This is a genomic window from Nitrogeniibacter aestuarii (assembly GCF_017309585.1).
Taxonomy (GTDB): domain Bacteria; phylum Pseudomonadota; class Gammaproteobacteria; order Burkholderiales; family Rhodocyclaceae; genus Nitrogeniibacter; species Nitrogeniibacter aestuarii.
Genome location: NZ_CP071321.1, coordinates 1,168,882 through 1,191,773, shown reverse-complemented (window position 1 = coordinate 1,191,773; position 22,892 = coordinate 1,168,882). Strand labels below are relative to the sequence as shown.

Here is a 22,892-nt window from a genome sequence, read left to right as displayed (position 1 = left end):
AAGCACCCCGCGGGGTGCTTCTCAATGCTGAGCCCTGGTGCGTCTCTCAGGGGGTCACGCGTGTCGTGCTACCGTTCTGAACCAGCCGCACTCGCTGACCCGGCACAAAATTTTCGCCGTTGTATTCCTGAACGATCGCCATGTGCGAGCCGTTGTCGAGCCGCACGGTGATCTCGATCCCCTGCGAGCGGGTCAGCCCCTCTTCGGCCGCAGCACCGGCCAGCCCGCCGGCCACCGCACCAATGACGGCGCCAACGGCCGAGCCCTTGCCGCTGCCGATGCTGCTACCCGCAATGCCGCCCACGGCACCACCGGCCACCGTCCCCACATTGCTCTTGGTGCCCTCGAGCTTCACCAGGCGCATTGAATCGATGGTTGCATAGCGCACCACCATGGCCCGTCGGGCCTCGTCGCGTGAATAGCTGTCACCGGTGAGGTTGCTCGCGCAACCGGCCAGCCCCAGGCTTGCGACCAGCGCCAGCAGGGTGACGCGAGCACGCAGATCTTTCCTTACCATGGTCTTTCTCCAAAAGCCGTCGCATAGCGCTCGGCGATTTCATCCCGACTGGGCGCATGGTTCTGCCCGCCACGATGGGCAATCTTGATACTGCCCATCACGGCGGCAAGCCGCCCCGTCGTCTGCCAGTCGAAGCCGTTGACGATGCCGTACAGCAGGCCGCCCCGGAAGGCGTCGCCACAGCCCGTCGGATCGACCAGCTCATCTGCTTTAACGCACGGCACGTCAATACGTTGTCCTGCCGTGTAAATCTCCGACCCGGAAGCGCCCCGCGTCACGATCAGCGCATCGACGAGTTCTGCGATCTGCTCAAGGCTTTTGCCTGTTTTCTCGGTCATCATCTGCGCCTCGTAGTCGTTGAGTGCGCAATAGGTGGCCGCCTCGAGGAAACGCATTAGATCGTCGCCAGAGAACATCGGCAGGCCCTGACCCGGGTCGAAAATGAACGGAATACCCGCCTCGGCGAACTGCCGTGCATGCTCGATCATGCCATCGCGCCCATCCGGCGCCACGATGCCCAGCTTGATGCCCTTCGTTTCCTCGACCCTGTTTTCATGCGAGAAGTTCATCGCTCCCGGATGAAAGGCCGTAATCTGGTTATCGTCCAGATCGGTGGTGATGAATGCCTGGGCCGTGAAGCTGCCCGACACCTGACGCACATGAGCACGGCTGAGGCCGAGACCATCGAGACGGTCGAGGTATGGCGCGGCATCATCACCCACCGTGGCCATGATCATGGGCTCGCCGCCGAGCAGTTTGAGGTTGTAGGCGATATTGCCCGCACAACCGCCATACTCGCGACGCATATCCGGCACCAGAAAGGCGACATTCAGAATGTGAATCTTGTCCGGGAGGATGTGATCCTTGAAGCGATCATGAAACACCATAATGGTGTCGTAGGCGATGGAACCGCAGACAAGCACTGACATGGGAAACCGTTCTGTTAAGCGAAAGTGAAAGTATAGGCTTTCATTCGCGTACGCGGCGCGGCCCTGCAGCCTGACTGCGTCTCAGCGCGCCGCCGCCAGCCCCGCCCGCGCTTCGTGCCGGGCCAGCACCGACTCCATCACATCGACCAGGGTCTGCGCGATGGCGCGCCAATCGAGCTCCAGGACGCTCTCACGAGCGCCATGACGCAGCGGCTCGAGAGCACCCGGGTTAGCGGCGGCCATGGCCGCATGAACGAAGGCCGCTTCGTCATCCATCGGCACGCGCCACCCGTTGAGGCCGGTCTTAACCCGCTCGGCGACGGCCGCGTAGTCGTATCCCACCACCGGCAAGCCACTGGCGAGCGCTTCGGTGGCCACATTGCCAAAGGTTTCGGTCGTGCTCGGAAAGAGGAACAGGTCTGCGGAAGCATAGTGCGAAGCCAGATCCTCGCCCGTGCGCATGCCGACATAGATGTGCCGCGGGTGGGAGGCCTTGAGCGCATCGAGTGACGGCCCGTCACCGACCACCACCAGGCGGGCATCCCCATGGCGCTCGGCCAGCGCATCGAACGCGCGCAAGGCCAGTGCGAGATTTTTTTCCGGAGCGACCCGCCCGACCACCGTCGCGACCAGTGTCTCTGGCCTGGCGCCCCATTGCTCCCGCAGTGCTTCGCTTCTGCGCGCGGGCGAAAACAGGGCGGTATCCACGCCGCGTGCGACCACTTCGACCGCGCGAACCCCCTTTCGGCTCAGCTTGTCCGCCATTGCCCGCGTCGGCACCAGACACATCTCGCCCTTGTTGTGAAATCGGCGCAGGTAGGCCTCCACGGGCTGTTTGAGCCAGCCGACGCCGTAATACCGGCTGTAGCTGTGGAAGTTGGTGTGGAACTCGGTAATGGCCGGAATGCGCAATTTGCGCGCAGCGCCCAGCGCCGACCAGCCAAGCGGGCCTTCGGTCACGATCTGCACCACATCCGGGCGACGCACCGACCACAACTTGGTCAGCAGGTGGCGCGCCGGCAAGCCCATCTTGAGGTGGTTGTACTTCGGGATGGGGATGCCGCGGGACAACACCTCCTCGAATCGCTCGTCCTGGGCCGGGATGTCGGCCGCCCCCTGACGCGGGCGGACCAGGGTCACGATATGCCCCATCTCGATCAATTGAGACACGAGACGCCCCGTGGTCATGGCAACGCCATTGACCTCGGGCGGATAGGTTTCGGTCACCACGGCCACGCGCAACTGTCGGCGCACCCCGGCCAGGTGCTCAAGGGTCAGCGGACTCTGATTCATGGCACGGGATGCTGCTACCGGTACGCGACATCACCATGACGTGTTCGTGACGATCGCATGACATCGTCGCCCGGGAAGCATCGTCACCTTCGCGTAACGCGGCCGTCATGGTGCTGCAAAGTCGAATTTCTAGAGTGCGGGGCAACTTCAGAAAAAAGGACAGCACCATGTTGGAAAAACGTCTTGACGCCGCCGCACGCCGTCGCCGCAATCTCCGCGTTGGCCTGGCCACCTGCGAGACCGAAATCCTCGAAGCCCAGAAGCTGCGTTACCGCGTGTTTGCCGAAGAGATGGGCGCCAAGCTGTCCTCACGCACACCCGGCGTCGATCGCGATATCTACGATCCGTTCTGTGAACATCTGATCGTTCGCGACGAAGATCAGGGCAAGATCGTCGGCACCTACCGCATCCTGCCGCCGGACGCAGCCCGTCGCGTCGGTGGCTATTACTCCGAGAACGAATTCGACCTCACCCGCCTGCAGCATCTGCGCGGACGTCTGGTCGAGATCGGCCGCTCGTGCATCGATGCCGACTATCGCACCGGCGCGGTCATTACCCTGCTGTGGTCGGGCCTGGCCCGTTACATGCAGGAGCGCAGCTACGACTATCTGGTCGGCTGCGCCTCCGTGAGCATGGCCGACGGCGGTCATCTGGCAGCGAGTCTGTATAATCAGCTCAAGGAAAAACACCTGGCACCGCTTGAATATCGCGTCTTCCCACGCACGGCACTGCCGCTGGACAAGCTGAACGGGCATCTCGACGCCGAAGCCCCACCGCTGATCAAGGGCTATCTGCGTGCAGGCGCCTGGATTTGCGGAGAGCCAGCCTGGGATCCTGACTTCAACACCGCCGACCTGCCCATCCTGATGCCGATGACCCGGGTGGACGGCAAGTACGCCAAACACTTCATGGGACGTAAAGACTGAGCACCCTGCAGCCAACTTCTCGACCCAAGCGTCTGTGGCGCTACTCACGCATCGCCCTGCACCTGCTGCGGGGCATGCTCACTTCCGCCCTCGTATTTCCGATGCTCTCTCAAGAGCAACGCGGGCGCAGCCGACAACGCTGGTCGTGCAAACTGCTGACCATCCTCGGTATTGAACTGCAGAGCAGCGGCGCGCCGCTGATCGAGCGCGGGCTGATCGTGGCCAATCACGTGTCGTGGGTCGACATCTTCGTGATCAACGCAATCACGCCATCGGCGTTCATCTCCAAATCCGAAGTCCGCCAGTGGCCCGTCATCGGCTGGCTGGCGGCAGTGAACGAGACGGTGTTTCTGCGACGGGGCAGTCGGGGCCATGCACGGATCATCAATGAAGAGATCGCCCGCTGCATGGCGAGCGGTCGCCATGTGGCACTCTTTCCCGAAGGCACCACCACCGACGGCAGCCATGTGCAGCACTTCCATGCCGCGCTACTTCAGCCCGCCATCCTCACCGGCAACCCGATACAGCCGATGGCGCTGCGCTATCAGACCCCAGATGGGGACTACACGCGCGCGGCGGCCTATGACGGCGATCTTTCCCTAGGGCAGAGCATGGCCAGCATCGTCGGCGCCGAGCGAATCGTGGTCAGGGTCGATATTCTTCCGGCAATCGAGACGGACAACCTGCATCGCCGCGAGATTGCCTTGCAGGCGCATCAAGCCATCGAGGCGCTTGTCACCGCTGATGCTTCGCCCACGCAGGCTCAACCTGCCGAGGCCTCGCTCGCGGCTTAAGGTTTGACCTCCTGGGACGGCACCTGAAAAATGGCGCCGTCTTCCAGCCGATAGGCCGTGAGATGACCGCCCCAGAGGCAACCCGTGTCCAGACTGACGACCTGATCGGTCACCCGCAGACCGAGCGCAGACCAATGCCCCGTCAGCAGCGTGAATGCACCGTGTAAGCGACCCGGTACGTCAAACCAGGGCATCGTCCCTTCCGGTGCGTTGTCCGGGGCGCCCTTGTGACGAAACTCCATCTCGCCGCCCGCCGAGCAGAAGCGCATTCGCGTCATCGCATTCACGATACAACGCAACCGCCCCTGCCCGGAGAGGCTGTCATCCCAGCGCGCTGGCAGGTTTCCCGCCAGCGCCGCGAGGAATGCGTTCCGCCCCGACCCCCGCAGGACCTGTGTCACCTCATCAGCCAAATCCTTGGCCTTGGGCACATCCCATTGAGGCAGGATGCCCGCATGCACCATCGCGAACCCGTCTTCGACATGCATCAGCGGCTGACAGGCCACCCAGTCAAGCAAGGCATCGGCATCGGGCGCGTCAAGAACAGGCTGAAGCGTATCGTCCTTGCCGCGCTTGCGAAAGCCGGCCTGAACCATCAGAAGATAGAGATCGTGGTTGCCCAGCACGACGCGCGCCCGGTCACCCAGCCCGCGAACGAACCGCAAGACCTCAAGGGACTTCCGCCCTCGATTGACCAGATCACCCACGCACCACAACACGTCGCTTTCCGGATCGAACCGCACCCGGTGCAACAGGGCATGGAGCGAATCAAGACAGCCCTGGATGTCTCCGACGACGTATCGCGCCACAACCGAACTCAGGACGCGCGCTTGACCGCGTCAGCAGCGCGGTCGTGCACCAGCGTCAGCTCTGGTTTGTGGACGGCCGGCGCGTACTCAGGCACCCAGCGTCTCAACTCGTCGCGCACGCGAGCATCGTCGACCGGTCCCGGCTGATCCAGCCAGGCCGTCACAGCGGACAGGAAGCCCGCGTCGACAGGTCGCGAACGCGCGATTCTGAGTTTGGGATGCGGCGTCTCGCGGGTCTCTTCGGCGTCGGCAAGCAACTCTTCATAGAGCTTCTCGCCCGGCCGCAGCCCGGTGAATTCGATCCTGATCTCTTCTTCGGTGTAGCCGCACAAACGAATCATGTTGCGAGCCAGATCAACGATCTTGACTGGCTCCCCCATATCCATCACGAACACCTCGCCCCCGCGCCCCATGCTCGCTGCCTGCAGCACCAGCTGAGCCGCCTCGGGAATGGACATGAAGAACCGGTTGATCTCGGGATGGGTCACGGTCACCGGGCCTCCACGAGAGATTTGTTCCTGAAACTTGGGGATCACGCTGCCCGTACTCCCCAGCACGTTACCGAAGCGGACCATCTCGAACTGTGTCGATCCGCCTCGCGTGTGCAGTGCCTCGCATACCATCTCAGCCAGACGCTTGGTCGCCCCCATGACATTGGTCGGGTTGACCGCTTTGTCCGTCGACACCAGCACGAAGCGCTCGGCCCCATGCGCCTGCGCCTCGCGTGCCACCGTCAGCGTCCCCAGCACATTGTTGCGAACTGCTTGCCAGGCGTTGGACACTTCCATCAAGGGCACATGCTTGTATGCAGCGGCGTGAAAGACCAGATGTGGCTGCCATTGCCTGAACACCTCTCGCACACGCAGCGCATCCTTGACGTCGCCGACAAGCGGAATGATCTGAACAGCGCCGGTTCCATCGTTCAGACACTGCTCAACGCTGTAAAGCACAAATTCACTGGCCTCAAACAGAACAAGCCTCGCCGGCTCGAAACGTTTTAACTGGCGGCACAGCTCACTCCCAATCGAACCACCAGCTCCGGTCACCAGCACGGTCTTGCCTCGCACCATCGCACTGACATGGTCCGTCTGAATCGATACTGACTCGCGTCCGAGAAGGTCCTCGATATCCACCGGGCGCATGGCATTGATGGCCACTTTCCCGCCCATGATATCTTCAAGCCCGGGGACCGTGAATGTGTGCGCCCCCGATCTGACGGCAAGGTCAGCCGCTTTCGATAATGCTTGCCGGGCTGCTGACGGCATGGCAAGAATGACATGCTGCGCCTTGAAGACCTCAAGCACCCCCGGAAGATCATCAATTGCGCCTGCTACAAGCTTGCCGTGCAGTTCGAGCCCGCGTTTGCGCACATCATCATCAACCAGCGCAACGACGCGCCAGTCGGGGCTGCGTTCAAGCTCGCGAAGCAGCATGGCGCCTCCCGACCCGGCGCCAACCACAACCACTGGCTTCCCGGAGGCCTTCAGATCGCCGTATAACCGATGCTCTTTCCACATACGCCAGGCAGCCCGCCCGCCGCCCATCAACATCAGCAAGCACAGGGGGTACAGCACTGACATCGAACGGGGGATATTCGGCAAACTGCGATCAATCGAGAGCAGAAGCAGCACGGCGACAAACGAAACACCGACTGCCTTGAGTACGCGTTTGAGGTCGGGCAAGCTCGCGAATACCCACATGCCCCGATAGAGGCCGGCCCATCGGCAAGCACCGATGTGTACGACAAGCAACGCGAACGAACTCAGGAGGAACTTGAGTTCGTAGCCTGCAGGCCATTCGAAATTGAAACGCAGCAGAAACCCCAGCGCCCACGCGACAACCGCCGCAAGCGAATCAAAAAGGACGATGAGTATGGAGCGCTTCAGCATTCAAAAAGGCGTGCAGACTATTGGACCAGCGACATTATATCCGGCCAGCATTAGTCTCCACCAAATAACGGCACCTCGTCCGGCTGGCCCGCGCCCAGCAACCAAGCCATGATCATCAAGGGAACATAAGCCACCGCCAATCCGATCAGCACCGGCACCCAACCATGCGCGACGAGTAACGCGATGGGGCCCAGCCAGAACAGGTTAACCAAAGCAAACAACAACGTGACGGGCAGGTGCCGCCCGAAATGCCGGGCTGCACGCTGATACAGGTGTGACCGATGGGCCTCCCAGACTCGCTGACCGCGCAGTGCACGCCGGAACAGCGTGACGGATGCATCCGCCACAAACGTGGCAAGCAGAATCACCCACGCCGCAAAGAGCGGAAGGCCAAGAGACAGGCACCACACTGCGATCGAGCCCACGATCAGTCCAAGGAAGCCACTGCCCGCATCACCCATGAAAATCCGGGCGGGCGGAAAATTCCATGTCAGAAATCCTGCAGTACATGCGGCCAATACCAGAGGGAGCACCGCCATGTCGGGCTGCCCGAGACTCCAGAGCAATGCCGCACCCAAGGCGCATACCGTGATGGCCTCGATGCTGGCGATCCCGTCGATACCGTCCATGAAGTTGTACAGGTTGAGCATCCAGACCATGAAGATGGCAAGCACGGGGAACGCGACAGCCAAGGGCAATACCGCACTCAGCGGGCTCGCAATCGCTGGAGCCAACCAGAACAGCACCCAGAGAACACCCATAAAATGCGCCAGCAAGCGCCAGCGCGCTGGCACATGACGTCGATCATCCGCAAATCCGGCACCGGCCACCACCACACCACCGCCAAACATCGCCACGGCGACCCCGGCGCTCAGCTCTCCCAATGCGTAGAGAACGGGAAGGCTGGTCAGAAAGGTCAACACAATGGCGACACCACCCCCGCGCGGTGTCGGGGTGGCATGAGAGCTGCGCGCATTCGGTACATCGAGGATCTGCGCCGACAATGCGTAAATGCGCAGACGACCGGTCAACCACCAGGCACACGCCAGAGCACCCACAACGAGCACACCGACCATCAAGATTTCGTCGGTCATGTTCTGCCCATCGGGTCAGTGGATGTAACCATGCGCTTCAACCCCTCGTCTAGCGAGACCCGTGGTTTCCAACCGAGCTCAGTTCGCGCCTTCCGGATATCGACGCGCAGGTCACCGCACAAGCGATCAATCATGTCACTTCGGCCCAATCTCCTGGCGACCCAGGTGAGAAGTCGCACGGGCACAGGAACCAATCGCGTTGACACGCCCATGGCTCGACCGATGCTTTGCACCAGTTGGGACGTGGAGACATCCTGCCCATCACTCACCAGGAACACCTGCCCTGCGGCTTTTGGATGGTCGATGCAGGTCGCGATGAGATCGACCAGATTCTCAATTCCGACCAGAGATCTGCGATTTTCGACTTTGCCAAACGGCAATGGAACGCTTTTTCGAACCAAATTCACGAGACGCTGGAAATTTGCTTTGACGCCCGGGCCATACACCAGCGGCGGTCGAATCACGACCACCTCCATCCCGCTCTGAGCCGATAGTTCAAACAAGCGTTGCTCGGCGTTTAGCTTGGACACCCCATATGGGTCAACCGGCGCCGGCGTATCGAGTTCGGTAAAAGCGGGGCGGCCAGTCGTGCTTTCGCCGAGCACCTTCACCGAGCTGATAAAAATGAAACGGCGACAACCCGACAGGCACGCTTGCTTGGCCAAAGCCATCGTAGCGCCAACGTTGGTGTCCTCGAATGCTTGACTACTTTCATTGTCGGGCGACATGACGTGAACTCTGGCCGCACAATGGACGACCACCGTCGCATCAGCAAGCGCCCCCTCCCATCGCGTTGCCGTGTCGAAGTCCCCAATTGCCAGGCTCTCAACACCCGCTGGGACGTCGTCGCACCTACGCCGCGAAACGGCCCTGACCGCGACATGCGGCAAGGTCGCCAAATGCCGCACCAAATGCCCCCCGACAAAGCCACTGGCGCCCGTCACCAGCACTCGAACCATGCCACCCCCAAAACTGCAAAATATCTTGTACGAATCAAGGTGCAGAAAATACCCGATCGCCATTGATTCATCGAGTGACGCCGCATTCCGTTGCATATTGAAGCCAGGTCGTCATGATTCTGACGAGGTCCGAGGTTTTCTTGAGCCTCCATTTGAGGCTTGCACAAGAGCCGCGGGACAGATTCCATCCAGATGGCTGTCAATGAGTGGCCGATTGTAGAGGACTTCGCTGTTGTCAAAAACGTCAAGGCGGGTGAGATCTCGGACTTGGTCGACACGTTTTCGCGCCCGCTCCATATGCAAACTGCGCACGCAGGATTCAGCAACCGCGTCGTCCCAGCAACCGTCACCGCGGCTCATACCTGGTTCAAGTCCTTACGAACGACAGAAGCTCTGCCAGTCATCGCGATCGTACCGGGAATCCGGATTGGAATGTTCGATCACGCGCCCGTCAGAATTTTCGCCACAGATGGGTATCAACACGCTCGCTCGCCGGTGGCGGCTTGATAGACCCGGCGGCGACATGGCGCGCATGAACTGCCATATAGCGCCACGATGACACATGATGTCGGTCACCCAGGTTCGACCAGAGTGACCCACCTTGAAATCTCGCGTCAGACGCTTGGGGCAAATGATCGATTGGCGCCGTGCGATATATCGACGCGCTTTGCAGCCCGGGATTGTCTCGAAGCGGTTGCCAAGCACGATGTTTTCGATCCGGACGAGAGATCACACGTCACGCATGACGCAGCGACCGGCGACGCGGGATTACGGTCTGGCCTGACCGCCCTGCCCCACCTGAACGGACTGCGAGTGCCCCACCGGTACTCCCCGACTTCACCGTCCCAGAGCAGCCCCCGTTTGACGACTTGGCGGCTGCGTGTTGCGGGCATTCGGGCGTAAGCCGTTGAACGCCCAATGCTTCACACTGCGCTCATAACATCGGCTGTAAACGCAAACGATTCCCGGGGCAGTTCACACAGGTAATTGCCAAAGCCAACCACCTTGATCAGCTTCGAAACGTACCGCTCATAAACGCAGGATCAGGCTGAGCTGAGTCAGCACCCAGCCCACCTTTGGCAAACACCGTGTCTCCGCTCAGAGGCGAAAATAATCCCGATACCAGCTCACAAACCGCGCCACACCATCGTCAATCGACGTCCCCGGATGAAATCCTGTCCAATCAGACAGTTCCGAGACATCAGCGAAGGTCGCCGGAACATCGCCCGGCTGCATCGGCATGAGGTTTTTCTCGGCAGTAATGCCAAGCGACTTCTCGATGGCGTTCACGAATGCCATCAACTCGACCGGCCCCTGGTTGCCAATGTTGAACACCCGGTACGGTGCGCTGCTACGTGCCGGATCGGCCTTGACTGCATCGTACTCGGGGTCAGCGGCAGCATCGCGATCCGTCACACGAATCACGCCTTCGACGATGTCGTCCACATAGGTGAAGTCGCGCTGCATCTTGCCGTGGTTGAACACGTTGATCGCCTTGCCTTCGAGCATGGCTTTCGTGAACAGGAACAAGGCCATGTCCGGACGTCCCCATGGGCCGTACACGGTGAAAAAGCGCAGGCCGGTCGTCGGCAGGCCGTACAGATGGCTATAGGTATGCGCCATCAGCTCGTTGGCCTTCTTGGTTGCGGCATACATGCTGATCGGATGATCCACCGAGTCATGCTCGGAAAACGGCATCTTCGTGTTGCCGCCATATACGCTGGAACTGCTCGCGTACACCAGATGCTTCACCGCGTTGTGTCGGCACCCCTCGAGAATGTTCATGAACCCGACGATATTGCTGTCGATGTACGCGTGGGGGTTTTCAAGGGAATAGCGTACGCCCGCCTGAGCCGCGAGGTGAATCACCTTGTCGAACTTTTCTTCGGCAAAGAGCTTCTCCATTCCTGCACGGTCTGCCACATCCATCTTCACGAAACGGAAGTTCTCGTGCGGCTCGATTCGCGCAAGTCGGTCACGCTTGATCTGCGGGTCGTAGTAGTCGTTCAGATTGTCCAGCCCCACAACCTCGTCGCCACGAGCCAGCAGTCGCTCGGACGCGTGCATACCGATGAAGCCGGCTGCCCCGGTAACCAGCACCTTCATTGCGTTATTCCTGCAGTTTGAAATTGGGCGCCATTGTCTCACATCCGGCCCGGGTTTCGACGGCACGCGGCAGTCCTGCCAGCGATGCGCGCGAGACTGCAGCAAGCACTCGCCTATAATCGCGCCATGCGCCCCCCACGTACGCCTGTTGCTCAACACATCTACTCCAGCATCTGGACACTCGCCCTGCCCCTCGTTCTGGCACGCCTGTGGTGGAAAGGAAGAAAACAGCCGGAATATCGCCAGCATCTGGCTGAACGCTTTGGACGATACGCTGCCGAGCGCCTGGACCGTTCACTGTGGCTGCATGCGGTCTCGGTCGGAGAGACGCGCGCAGCCGCACCACTCGTGCGTGCGCTGCGCGAGCGCTATCAGGATGTGCCGTTGATCATCACGCACATGACACCGACCGGCCGAGCCACAGGAGAGGCGCTCTATGGCGCGGCCGACCCGATGATCCGTTCGGTCTATCTGCCCTACGACTTGCGCTGGCTCCATCGCCGATTTCTCCGACACTTCTCGCCGCGAGTCGGGATCATCATGGAGACCGAGGTATGGCCCAACCTGCTGACTGCCAGCGAGGGAGCAGCACTGCCGGTCTGTCTGGTCAATGCCCGCCTGTCCGAGCGCTCGGCAAAACGCTACGAAACCATGGGATCGATCGCGCGCGCCGCGTTTGCCCGCTTTACGCGTATCGGCGCCCAATCCCCAGCCGACGCGGCCAGACTCGAAGCCTTGGGAAGTCACGCTGTCACGGTGACCGGCAACATCAAGTTCGACAATCAACCGCAGCCCGACCAGATTCAGCGTGGACTGTCTTTCCGCAAATACATCGGCGAGCGGCAGGTCGTCCTGGCGGCGAGCACCCGCGAAGGCGAAGAAGCGCCTTTGCTGGACGCTGCGGCCCCGCTGATTGCCGCCGGCGTACTTCTGGTCATCGTGCCGCGCCACCCTCAGCGTTTCGACGACGTGTCCGAACTGGCCGTGAAGGCAGGCTACCGGGTGGGTCGGCGCAGCCAATCAGACGGCCCAGCGCCGGACGAGCAGATCTGGATCGGTGATTCAATGGGCGAAATGACCGCCTATTACACACTCGCCGATCTCACCCTCATGGGGGGCACCTGGCTACCGCTGGGCGGCCAGAACTTTATCGAGTGCTGCGCCGTTGGCACACCGGTGTTGCTGGGCCCCAGCGTGTTCAACTTTGCTCAGGCGGCCGAGCAGGCTCTGGCTTGCGGCGCAGCACACCGCTGCGAGGGCCTCACCAGTGCCATTGAGCTGGCGACTCGCCTTCTGTCTGCACCTGAAGAGTTGCGTGCAATGAGCACGGCGGGGTGCGCCTTTGCCTCGGCCCATGGCGGCGCCACTGAACGCACCATGGCGATGCTCTGCCCCATCATTGACGCGGCACTTGAGCCCAGCAAATAAAAAAAGCCGGCTCGTGCCGGCTTTTTATCAGTCGGGACGCCGCCTCACTGGTTTTGCAGCAGTTCATTGAGCTGAGCCACGTCGTCCTCACCCAAGGTCCCCACGGCCGCCTTGAGCTGCAATTGTGCGATGAGTGCGTCGTAGCGCGCCTTGGCCAATTGCTGCTCAGCGTCGGCCAACTGGCTCTGGGCATTGAGCACATCGATATTGATCCGCACGCCCACTTCGTAGCCCAAGCGGTTCGCTTCAAGCGCAGAGCGCGATGAAACACGGGCAGCTTCGAGTGCCTTGACCTGCGCCAGTCCGCTCGTCACCCCGAGATACGCCTGACGCGCCGCCAGGGCGGCGGTGCGCTGAGCATCATCCAGATCAGCCTGGGACTTGGTCAGCAGCGCCGCTGCTTCGCGCGTCTGGGAACTGACGAGCCCGCCCTGAAAAATCGGCACATTGAGCTCAAGCCCGATGGACCGGGTCGTCACTTCAGAGCGCGCATCAGTAAAGTTCGTGGCCCCCGCATTGGACTCGCCATAGCGCGCCACCACGTCGAGCGTGGGCATGTGGCCGGCGCGCGTTCGCGATACTTCACGCTGCGCGATGTCTGCCACGATCTGTTGGATCTGTACGCCATAGCTTTGCTGGGACGCTGCGCTTGCCCACTGGCCAATATCCTGCGGCTCGGGCAAGGCAAGGCTTGCACCTTCACGCAAGCCCTGGAGACCTTCAGGCTCTTTGCCGATGATCTGCGCCAGCCGCTGGCGTGCCACTTCAAGCGCATTTTCGGCGGCAATCACTTGTGCCGAGGTGAGGTCATATCGCGACTGAGCCTCGTGCACGTCTGTCACGGTCACGGTTCCGACTTCGAAGCTCTTCTTGGCCAACTCGAGCTGCTGGCCCGAAGCTTCATACAGCGTTCTGAGCGTGGTGAGCGAATCGCGCGCATTGAGCACGTCGAAATAGGCCTGTGAAACACGCAGGATCAGATCTTGTCGGGCGAGCTCGAATTGCGCATCGGCGAGCAGTGTCTGCAGTTCGCCCTGCCGGTACTGAACCCAGTTGTTCCAGTTGAATATGGGCTGGCGCAGCTCGGCACCGATCGTATTGCTGTTGAAGTCGCGGTCAGTGCCGTTGTAGGTGTTCTGGTTCCACGCCGTCGTGGCCGAAGCGCCAACGCCGGGCAGCAGCCCCGCCCGCCCCTGAATGCGCTTTTCCTGCCCGGCATCCAGCGACGCCTTGGCGGCCATGAACTGCGCGTCGTGGGTCAGTGCGTCGCGATACACCGACATCAGATCTGCCGCTTGCGCGGAGATCGAAAACAACCCTGCCAACAAGACGCCCAGACTACGCTTCATGAACCACTCCGTTGCTGTCTCAATACTGGGGCATGGACGGGTCAACCTGCCGTGCCCAGCCGGCGACACCCCCTGCCAGATTGATGACGTTCGAAAAACCCTGCTGTTTGAGGAACATGGCGACCTGCATGCTCCGCCCACCGTGATGGCAGATCACCACCGTCTCGGCATCGCGGTCGAGCTCGCTCACCCGCGCCGGCACCGACGCCATCGGCATATGCAGCGAACCATCAATGTGGCAGTACTCGAATTCATTCGGCTCACGCACGTCAAGCAGGACCAGCGGAGTATCGCCAGCCGTATCGAGGCGCTCTTTCAACTGGGCAGGTGACCACTGTTGCATGACATTCAACCTCAGAAGCGGAAGCCGTCGGCGCGCTTGGCATTCTTGAGCATCGGCACGACGTTCTCGAACAGATTCACGGTCTCGAACTTGCCTTCACTCACACAGGTCACCAGACGTGCCGTCATCAGATGGCCCTCACCGATGAACGCGACCAGGCGGCCACCCACATTGAGCTGAGCCTTGAAGGCCTGCGGCAGCATCGGCATGCCGGCGGAGACCACGATCACATCGTACGGCCCACGATCGGCCCAGCCCTCAGCGCCGTCGCCCTCTTCAACGATGACGTTTTCGACACCGGCGTTGTGCAGATTATTGCTCGCCAGGGAAGCCAGCTGGGGCTCGATCTCGATGGAGCGCACCCACTCGGCACGGGAGGCCAGCAGGGCCGCGAAGTAGCCAGAGCCTGCGCCGATTTCCAGCACCGTGTCGGTCTTCTTGACCTGGGCGGCCTGAAGCAGCTTGCCCTCAATTACCGGCGCCAGCATGATCTGACCGCAACCGATCGGAATCTCGGCTTCGGACAGGGCCAGCGACTTGAACTGGGCAGGCACGAATTCTTCGCGCTTGACCGTCATCATCGACTCAAGCACATCCTGATCCAGCACTTCCCACGGGCGGACCTGCTGCTCGACCATATTGAATCGGGCGCGTTCGAAATCCATCATCAACTCCTGTGCAAATATTAGCACACTCTAATATGTATGAGCGGGCGAAAACTGCGCTATTTTAGCTCAGTTGATGCACCTCGGCGCGCTCCGGGCCCGATGTTTCATCGGGCTTGACGCGGTACCACGCGGCATACAGCGCAGGCAGAAAGATCAGCGTCAGCACCGTTGCCACTGCCAGGCCACCCATGATGGCCACGGCCATCGGCCCGAAGAAGACGCTGCGAGAGAGCGGGATCATCGCCAGAATGGCGGCTGCCGCCGTCAGCATGATCGGGCGGAAGCGCCGCACGGTGGATTCCACCACCGCCTCCCACGGCGTAAAGCCGTCCTCGAGATCCTGACGGATCTGATCGACCAGAATCACCGAATTGCGCATGATCATGCCGGACAGGGCAATGGTGCCGAGCATGGCCACGAAGCCGAACGGTTTGTTGAACAGCAATAGCGCAGAGGCCACGCCAATGATGCCCAGTGGCGCGGTCAGCACCACCATGATCATGCGCGAGAAGCTTTGCAGCTGAATCATCAGCACGGTGAGCACCACGATGATGAACAGGGGCATGCCTGCCGCAACAGAGGCGCCACCCTGGGCACTCTTCTCGACGGCCCCCCCGATCTCCAGCCGATAACCCAGCGGCAGGCTCTGCTGCACTTGAGCGATCTGATCGGACAACTGGGCCACCACCTCCGCTGGCTGGGTGCCGTCATAGAGACTCGCCTGCACCCGAACCGTCGGGATTCGATTGCGCCGCCAGATCACCCCGGGTTCAAAGTCATACTCCGGCGTGACCACCTGTCCCAAGGGCACACTTTTACCGCCCACAACCGGAATCGCCAGATCGGTGAGCAAGGACAGGTGCTCGCGTTCGTTCGGCGCACCGCGAAGCAGGACACCAATGGTTTCCGTACCTTCACGGAACTCGGTCATCTGCATGCCGTGAAGCGAAGTTTTCAGGAAGCTGGAGATCTGCGCCGATGACAGGCCCAGCAAGCGAGCCTTGTCCTGATCGATACGCAGCCGCACCACCTTGGAGGGTTCGTTCCAGTTCAGGTGAACATTGCTCAAATGCGGATTTCCACGCAGGACAGCCGCGACCCGCTCGGCCTCTGTCTGCAGGGTGTCGAGTTCCGGCCCGCTGACCCGGTAGCGCACAGGGAAGCCCACTGGCGGCCCGTTTTCCAGGCGTTTGACAACTGCCATCACGCCGTCAGGGCGACCCTGATAGTGTTCGATCAGCTTTGCTCTCAAGGCCTCACGGGCTTCATACCCGTCGGTCAGGATGACGAATTCGGCAAAATTCACCTGGGGCAGCTTCTGGTCGATCGGCAGGTAGAAGCGCGGCGCCCCGGCGCCCACATAGGCCACATAGTTTTCGATGCCCGCCTGTTTTTCCAGCCAGGCCTCAAGATCGCGCACTTCGCGCTCGGTGGCCTGATGCGAGGCGCCCTCCTGCAACTCCAGATCCACCAGCAACTCCGGCCGGGTTGAATCCGGGAAGAATTGCTGCGGCACCGAACCGAACATGACGATCGAGCCGGCAAAGACGGCGAGCGTCACGAAAATGGTGACCCAGCGGTGGCGCACGCAGGCCTGCACCACCACACGGAAGCGTCGATAGAAGCCGGTGTCGTAGATCGCATGTTCGTCGTGCTCGCCGCCACCCGGTTGCGCTGCGGCCAGACGCTTGCCGAGCCTGGGTGACACCTTGCCCACCAGCCGGGCGAGCCAGCCCGGCTTGTCGCGCTTCTTGGTGAAATCCGGCAGCAGGTAGTAGCCCAGATACGGCACGAACACCACCGCAGCAACCCACGAGATCAGCAGAGCAATGACCGTCACCTGGAAGATCGAGCGGGTGTATTCCCCGGTCGCAGAGGCTGCGGTCGCAATCGGCAGGAAGCCGGCTGCGGTCACCAGCGTGCCGGACAGCATCGGTTTGGCCGTGGAGGTGAAAGCGAAGCTGGCGGCCTTGAGCCGATCCCACCCCTGCTCCATCTTGGTGGCCATCATCTCGACGGCAATGATCGCGTCATCGACCAGCAGTCCCAAGGCCAGGATCAGCGCGCCCAGTGAGATCTTGTGCAGCCCGATATCGAATTCGCGCATGAACAGGAAGGTAATGGCCAACACGACGGGAATGGTGATCGCCACCACGATACCGGTGCGCATGCCCAGGCTCAGCAAACTCACGGCCAGTACGATGACCACCGCTTCGGTGAGCACCTTGACGAACTCATTCACCGAGCGCTGCACAGCTCGTGGCTGATCGGCAACCCTCGCCAGCTCCACCCCGACGGGCAACTGCTGGTCGATCCGCTTGACCGCCGCATCGAGATGTTTGCCCAGCGCGATGATGTCGCCGCCCGTGCGCATGGAGACCCCGACCCCCAGCGACGCACGCCCCATGAATCGCACCCGGTCGGATGGCGGGTCTTCATAGCCACGCCAGACCTTGGCCACGTCACCCAGGCGGAACGTTCGCCCACCGGCTCGGATCAGGGTATTGCGCAGATCCTCAAGATCCGCGAACTGGCCATCCGGACGCAAGCGGATGCGCTCTTCACCGGTCTCGAAGAAACCCGACTCGATCATCGCATTCTGGTTGGCCAGCGCACCGGTGACGTCGCTCAGCGCCAGACCGAAGGTGGCCAGCTTGGTGTTCGACAATTCGATGAACACGCGCTCGTCCTGCGCGCCGAAGAAGTCCACCTTCGCCACATCCGGCACGCGCAGCAACTCGGTGCGGACGGCCTCGCCATACCGTTTGAGCTCGGCATAATTGAGGCCCTCGCCCACCAGCGCAAAAATATTGCCGTAAACGTCGCCGAATTCGTCATTGAAGAACGGGCCTTGCACGCCCTGAGGCAGCGTGTAGGCCATGTCGCCGATCTTCTTGCGCACCTGATACCAGATGTCCGGCATCTCTTTCGCGGGCGTGGAATCTTTCACCTCGAAGAGGATCACCATCTCGCCCGGCTTGGAGTAGCTGGTGATACTGTCGGTCTGCGGAATTTCCTGCAGCGTCTTTTCGATCTTGTCGGTCAGTTGATCGGCCACTTCCTTCGCGGTCGCGCCCGGCCACATCGCGCGGACGAGCATGATCTTGAAGGTGAAGGGCGGATCTTCCGACTGCCCCAGATCCTTGTATGCCAGCATGCCGATCAGCGTCAGCACGATCAGGAAGTAAGCGACCAGGGAAGAGTGACGAATTCCCCAGGCAGAGAGGTTGAAACGGCTCATCGGCTGGCGTCCAGCAAGATGGCCGAATCAGCAGCCACAGCATTGACCTGCTGACCTGACTGCAGCAGATGAATCCCGGCGACCACCACTTTCATGCCCGGCAGGAGGCCGTCGCTCACCACGGCACCGTCTTCGTCATATCGCAGCACCTTGACCGGCACCGGGCTCACCGTGCCAGCGCCCTCGTCGAACACCCAGGCCACCGGTTGATCATCAAGCTTGCCCAACGCACGCAGGGGCACGCGCACGCCCGCCAGCTCGCCGCCGTCGAATACCACGGTAGCCGTTGCCCCCAGCGGCAGCTGAACCACGGGGGCGTCCACTTTGACCTTCACGGCGTACGTGCGGGTGACCGTATCAGCCGAAGGCGCCACTTCCCGCACCTGCCCGACGAACTGCTTTTCCCCCTCGGACCACAGCCGCACCTGAGCAGCCCGGCCGACGCCGAGTTTTTCCTGAATGCCTTCGGGCACATTGATCCGCACCTCCCGGTCGCCCTCACGCGCAATCGTCACCACGGGGTTTCCCGCTGCCATCACCTGTCCCACCTCGGCATAGACCGCTGTCACGACACCATCGGCATCCGCTTCGAGACTGGTGTACTCAGTCTGATTCTCGGCCAGCTCAAGTTGGGCGCGCGCCTGGCGCAGCCGTGCAGCAGCAGCCTCCATCGACGTGCGCTGGGAGTCCACGGCGGAATCACTCACGAAGTTCTGCGACAGCAACGTCTCGACACGTTTCAGTTCGGTGCGGGCGAGATCGAGATCCGACTTTGCGGCCGCCACCTGCGCACGAGCCGCACTCACGTTGAGCTTCATGTCGGTCCCGTCGAGCTTGGCCAGTACCTGTCCTTTGCTGACAACAGCACCCACGTCCACCTTCCGCTCAATGAGTTTTCCACCGACACGAAACCCCAGGTCCGAGGCGTAACGGGGCACGACTTCACCCGTAAACACGCGGAGCTGTTCGCCCGCCCCGTCAGCCACCGTCTGTACCAGCACCGACGGCGGCGGAGGCGGCGGGGGGGCTTCTTTTGAACACCCAGCGAGCGCGGCCAGGAGTCCCACGGACACAATGCGACGGATCATGCGGAAGACTCCTTAACCTCGACCAAGAGCCCGTGGACGAGCAACTGGATATATTCGTTCAGATAATCGTCCGCGTTCATGTCAGGCACCTGACAGCACACGGCAAACGAGTTGCGCCACAGGGCCAGATGCAGCATGGGCGCCATGACGATATGGGTGATCAGTTTCGGGTCCACCGGGCGAAACACGCCTTGCTGAATGCCCCGCTCGACGATCTCGAGCAGGATGGCACGGCCCGGCTGGATAACTTCCTTGAGATAGTAGTCGGCCACATCGGGGAAATTCTGCGCCTCGGACATCATCAGCTTGGGGATGCCGCCGTAGGGCGTATCGCCAATCATCGACCACCAGCCATGGATATAGGCCCGCAAGCCCCCGACCGGATCATCCAAGTGCGATTCGAGCAACCGGCGCCCCTCTTCGACCACCGGCAGGATGCCCTCGCGGATCACCGCCAGGAACAGCGCTTCCTTGCTGTCGTAATACAGATAGAGCGTGCCCTTTGACACGCCGGCGCGGGCAGCCACCTCATCCAGGCGCGTGGCAGCAAACCCTTTCTCGACGAACAGATCCAGCGCGGCGGCCACCAACTCCTGGGGTCTCGCCTCCTTGCGTCGTTTGCGCACGGTCGCAGTGTGCTCACTCATTCGCGTTCTCGCCGATGCAGGAGATCGTCGGATCGATACCCATCGCCGCCCCTCTAAGTTAATAACTGACCGGTTAGTCAGTTTAGTGGGTTGCGCGAATTATTCAAGCACTCATTTGCCTTGGCTGCCGCCTATGTGTCGCGCTCGGAATCGCTGACAAGGCATGCGTATGACCGCGAATGCACTGACTGCGCCGGGCGTCACCCGCGAGATGTCCGGCAGTGCCCTCTCGCCGTCGTTGGCGCGACACGCTCCCTCAATCGACGCCGCCGGGAAGCACGTGAACGGGTTCCTCGCGCTCAGCCCCACGGCCATCGACGCCAGGGACACACTATGGGCACGTCCTCGGCGAGCCCTCACGTCGCGGCGAGAACAAACGAATCAAAGACAGGCCAGCGCGCGCTAGCTTTTTGATCATGCTCACATGCGCCAGCGAAGCTGGTGCTCGTCGAATCACGGAAGACAGCCGCCCGCAGAACACCAAGGTGCGCCAAGCCCCTTGCCATGCAGATGCAACGAACGACGAACTCCAGCCGGAAACTAGGCCCCAGCACCGCCTGACCTGCGCGTGTAGCGAACCGAAACCAAACACTGCGGCTTCCGGCATCGAACCGCGCGAGCAGCGTCGATACGCCCCGCGAGCGATAAAGGGAGCATCGGGAGTCGCCAACACCCTGCCCATTGGCCATGGTAAAAAAAGAACGATCGCCCAGCGCCACTACAGCCGTGGCAAGGCGATCGTTTCCAGCGGAATTTCAGTGCGACCCGCTCCCCGGATCGGCGGCGAGCTCCCCCGGAGCCGACCCCTTCAAAGGAAGCAAAGCATCGACCCCCAAGCTTGTGACTCAACCCTCAGCGACGCGCCACCATCGACTCGTCGGTCGGTCGGACCCGCGCCCAGCGGTTGAGCACCTGCCAGCGCCGGGCATCGACCAACAGGGTCTCGCTCGGCCCATGCACCCACACCAGCGCAGCATCTCCCGTGCCGGCCATGGACCAGACGCTACCCGGCTCAATGGACACGCGCCCGGTCTCCACGCCCGGCTCACCTCGCAGATGCCCGACCAGAGCGCGCCCATCACCAGAAATGCCGTAAACCTGTGTGTCGGTATCGATGCCCGCCACGCGCTCACTGCAGCCGGCCAACACCAGCGCCCAGGTGAGCAACACGCCCGACACGCTCAATAAAAGTCTGCTCCGTTCCATGGCGGCCTCCTTGACACCGCTAAACCATGAGCCAGACAATACCTGACAGTTACTCGTTAAATCAGAAACAATCCTACAGACACCGAGCACACTGTACCGGTCAAACGACCATGACAGGCTGACTCGAATTTGAGGACAAGGGCATGAGCATGTTGCAGCTGAGCATCGACCCGAACCAGCCCACCCCGCTGGTGGAACAGATTGTCCAGGCCGTCCGCCACCAGGTGGACGACCGCATCCTGCGCCCGGGTATGCGCCTGCCGCCCATCCGCAAACTGGCGCAAACCCAGCAGGTGAGCCGCTTTACGGTCGTCGAGGCTTATGATCGGCTGGTGGCCCTGGGCTACCTGCACTCCAAGCGCGGCTCGGGTTTCTATATCGCTCCGCAGCGTGCGGCAACCATCCGCAAGCCCGACCCGGTCATCACCGAACAGGCCGTGGATGTGGCCTGGTTGATGCGACAGGCACTGGACGATTCGCCCGACATTCTCAAGGCGAGTGCTGGCTGGCTGCCCCAGGAGTGGCTGGACCAGGACGGCCTGCGACGCCATCTGCGCTCGCTCGGCCGTCGCGCCGACGCGCGGGTCACCGGGTACGGCACCCCGGCCGGCTATCTGCCGCTCCGCCAGCAATTGCAGATTCGCCTCGCCGAGTTCGGCATCGGCGCCCCACCAGAGCAGATCATGCTCACCCATGGTGCCACCCAGGCGCTGGACATTGCCTCCCGCCACCTGATCAAGCCGGGTGACACGGTGTTCGTGGACGATCCGGGCTACTTCAACTTCTTCGGTAACCTGCGTCTGCTCGGGGCCAAGCTGGTGGGCGTACCGCGCGGCCTTGACGGCCCCGACGCCGATGCGCTCGAGTCCCTGCTGGAAACCCACAAACCCAAGGTGTTCTTCACCCATTCGGTGCTGCACAACCCCACGTGTGCCGACCTGTCTGCCGCAACGGCCTTCCGTGTGCTGCAGCTGGCGGCAAAGTACGATTTCCTGGTGATCGAGGACGACACCTACGCGGACATGCATCCGGGCACCGTGACCCGACTGGCCAATCTGGACCAGCTCGACCGGGTCATTTACGTGGGCAGCTTCAGCAAGACCCTGTCGAACAGCCTGCGCGTGGGTTTTCTCGCCGCACGCCCCGATCTCATCGCGCAATTCACGGATGTGAAGACGCTCACTGCCGTCTCCACCTCGGAATTCACCGAACAGCTGGTCTATCAGATGCTCACGGACGGCCATTATCGCAAGTACGTCGAGCGACTCCACGGCCGTCTGGACGAACACCGCGACGTCACCCTGCGCATGACCGAACGCGTCGGGCTCGAGGTGTTCCACGAACCCAAATGCGGCCTCTTCCTGTGGGCCCGAGCGCCCCACATCGAAGACTCGGCGCCATTGGCCTCACGCGCAGCCGAATCTCGCATCATGCTCGCGCCGGGCAAGGTGTTCCGTCCGCAGATGCAGGCCAGCCCTTGGATTCGACTGAACGTCACCTTTGGCAAGGAACCCCGGCTGGAACGCTTCCTCGACGAGGCGCTGGCCAAGGCCTGAAATGAATAACGGCGGCTCAGAGCCGCCGTTATTCACCCCGACGCCAAATG

At 61.7% G+C, this 22,892-nt stretch carries 19 protein-coding genes; 4 read left to right on the top strand and 15 right to left on the bottom strand.

Annotation, left to right across the window (positions count from 1 at the left end; genetic code table 11):
- Nucleotides 1-46: 46 nt before the first annotated feature.
- The 3 genes from J0W34_RS05515 to J0W34_RS05505 all read right to left on the bottom strand — a co-directional run bounded on the left by J0W34_RS05515 (nt 47) and on the right by J0W34_RS05505 (nt 2,739).
- Complete coding sequence (locus tag J0W34_RS05515) at nt 47-517, bottom strand: outer membrane lipoprotein (protein ID WP_227818187.1); 471 nt, start codon at nt 515-517, stop codon at nt 47-49.
- Nucleotides 511-1,446 carry a carbohydrate kinase family protein gene (locus tag J0W34_RS05510; protein WP_230970989.1) on the bottom strand — a complete coding sequence of 312 codons (936 nt, stop codon included), beginning with the start codon at nt 1,444-1,446 and terminating at the stop codon, nt 511-513. Before J0W34_RS05510 ends, J0W34_RS05515 begins: the two co-directional genes overlap by 7 nt.
- A gap of 81 nt (nt 1,447-1,527) precedes the next feature.
- Nucleotides 1,528-2,739 carry a glycosyltransferase family 4 protein gene (locus J0W34_RS05505; RefSeq protein WP_230970988.1) on the bottom strand — a complete coding sequence of 404 codons (1,212 nt, stop codon included), beginning with the start codon at nt 2,737-2,739 and terminating at the stop codon, nt 1,528-1,530.
- Between the two features lie 167 nt (nt 2,740-2,906).
- Here J0W34_RS05505 and J0W34_RS05500 point away from each other — a divergent pair, with 167 nt between their 5' ends.
- Both J0W34_RS05500 and J0W34_RS05495 read left to right on the top strand, forming a co-directional pair.
- Nucleotides 2,907-3,665: a GNAT family N-acetyltransferase gene (locus J0W34_RS05500; protein WP_230970987.1), complete on the top strand. Its 759-nt coding sequence runs from the start codon at nt 2,907-2,909 to the stop codon at nt 3,663-3,665.
- A 74-nt stretch (nt 3,666-3,739) separates the two neighbouring features.
- Nucleotides 3,740-4,459: a lysophospholipid acyltransferase family protein gene (locus tag J0W34_RS05495; RefSeq protein WP_227818191.1), complete on the top strand. Its 720-nt coding sequence runs from the start codon at nt 3,740-3,742 to the stop codon at nt 4,457-4,459.
- Here J0W34_RS05495 and J0W34_RS05490 read toward each other — a convergent pair.
- The 5 genes from J0W34_RS05490 to J0W34_RS05470 form a co-directional block, all read right to left on the bottom strand.
- On the bottom strand, nt 4,456-5,268 hold the full coding sequence (locus tag J0W34_RS05490; protein ID WP_227818192.1) for a symmetrical bis(5'-nucleosyl)-tetraphosphatase: 813 nt from the start codon (nt 5,266-5,268) through the stop codon (nt 4,456-4,458). The genes J0W34_RS05495 and J0W34_RS05490 overlap by 4 nt on opposite strands.
- An 8-nt stretch (nt 5,269-5,276) precedes the next feature.
- Nucleotides 5,277-7,157 (bottom strand): polysaccharide biosynthesis protein, encoded by a 1,881-nt coding sequence (locus tag J0W34_RS05485; RefSeq protein WP_227818193.1) that lies wholly within the window; start codon nt 7,155-7,157, stop codon nt 5,277-5,279.
- A gap of 50 nt (nt 7,158-7,207) precedes the next feature.
- Nucleotides 7,208-8,251 carry an MraY family glycosyltransferase gene (locus tag J0W34_RS05480; RefSeq protein WP_227818194.1) on the bottom strand — a complete coding sequence of 348 codons (1,044 nt, stop codon included), beginning with the start codon at nt 8,249-8,251 and terminating at the stop codon, nt 7,208-7,210.
- The gene (locus J0W34_RS05475; RefSeq protein ID WP_230970986.1) at nt 8,248-9,273 is read right to left on the bottom strand and encodes a UDP-glucose 4-epimerase family protein; all 1,026 of its coding nucleotides are present in this window, start codon (nt 9,271-9,273) and stop codon (nt 8,248-8,250) included. The genes J0W34_RS05480 and J0W34_RS05475 overlap by 4 nt, the downstream gene beginning before the upstream one ends.
- A gap of 1,035 nt (nt 9,274-10,308) precedes the next feature.
- Nucleotides 10,309-11,316, bottom strand: coding sequence for an NAD-dependent epimerase (locus J0W34_RS05470; protein ID WP_230970985.1), 1,008 nt, complete (start codon nt 11,314-11,316; stop codon nt 10,309-10,311).
- A 126-nt stretch (nt 11,317-11,442) separates the two neighbouring features.
- Between J0W34_RS05470 and waaA the strand changes: the two genes are divergently transcribed.
- Entirely contained in the window at nt 11,443-12,744 is a 1,302-nt protein-coding gene (gene waaA / locus J0W34_RS05465; protein ID WP_230970984.1) for a lipid IV(A) 3-deoxy-D-manno-octulosonic acid transferase, read from the top strand.
- Nucleotides 12,745-12,788: 44 nt separating this feature from the next.
- On the opposite strand, the gene J0W34_RS05460 is transcribed toward waaA, so the two are convergent.
- The 7 genes from J0W34_RS05460 to J0W34_RS05430 form a co-directional block, all read right to left on the bottom strand.
- Nucleotides 12,789-14,093, bottom strand: a complete 1,305-nt coding sequence (locus tag J0W34_RS05460) for a TolC family outer membrane protein (protein ID WP_227818198.1) — start codon at nt 14,091-14,093, stop codon at nt 12,789-12,791.
- Nucleotides 14,094-14,112: 19 nt separating this feature from the next.
- Complete coding sequence (locus J0W34_RS05455; RefSeq protein ID WP_227818199.1) at nt 14,113-14,436, bottom strand: rhodanese-like domain-containing protein; 324 nt, start codon at nt 14,434-14,436, stop codon at nt 14,113-14,115.
- Nucleotides 14,437-14,447: 11 nt separating this feature from the next.
- Nucleotides 14,448-15,101, bottom strand: a complete 654-nt coding sequence (locus J0W34_RS05450; protein WP_227818200.1) for a protein-L-isoaspartate O-methyltransferase family protein — start codon at nt 15,099-15,101, stop codon at nt 14,448-14,450.
- Nucleotides 15,102-15,165: 64 nt separating this feature from the next.
- Complete coding sequence (locus J0W34_RS05445; protein WP_230970983.1) at nt 15,166-18,345, bottom strand: efflux RND transporter permease subunit; 3,180 nt, start codon at nt 18,343-18,345, stop codon at nt 15,166-15,168.
- Entirely contained in the window at nt 18,342-19,433 is a 1,092-nt protein-coding gene (locus J0W34_RS05440) for an efflux RND transporter periplasmic adaptor subunit (protein WP_230970982.1), read from the bottom strand. Before J0W34_RS05440 ends, J0W34_RS05445 begins: the two co-directional genes overlap by 4 nt.
- Nucleotides 19,430-20,080, bottom strand: coding sequence for a TetR/AcrR family transcriptional regulator (locus J0W34_RS05435; RefSeq protein ID WP_230970981.1), 651 nt, complete (start codon nt 20,078-20,080; stop codon nt 19,430-19,432). The genes J0W34_RS05440 and J0W34_RS05435 overlap by 4 nt, the downstream gene beginning before the upstream one ends.
- 852 nt (nt 20,081-20,932) lie before the next feature.
- Nucleotides 20,933-21,286 (bottom strand): hypothetical protein, encoded by a 354-nt coding sequence (locus J0W34_RS05430; protein ID WP_230970980.1) that lies wholly within the window; start codon nt 21,284-21,286, stop codon nt 20,933-20,935.
- Nucleotides 21,287-21,429: 143 nt separating this feature from the next.
- On the opposite strand from J0W34_RS05430, the gene J0W34_RS05425 reads away from it, so the two are divergent.
- Nucleotides 21,430-22,842 (top strand): aminotransferase-like domain-containing protein, encoded by a 1,413-nt coding sequence (locus J0W34_RS05425; protein WP_230970979.1) that lies wholly within the window; start codon nt 21,430-21,432, stop codon nt 22,840-22,842.
- The last annotated feature ends 50 nt before the right edge of the window (nt 22,843-22,892 follow it).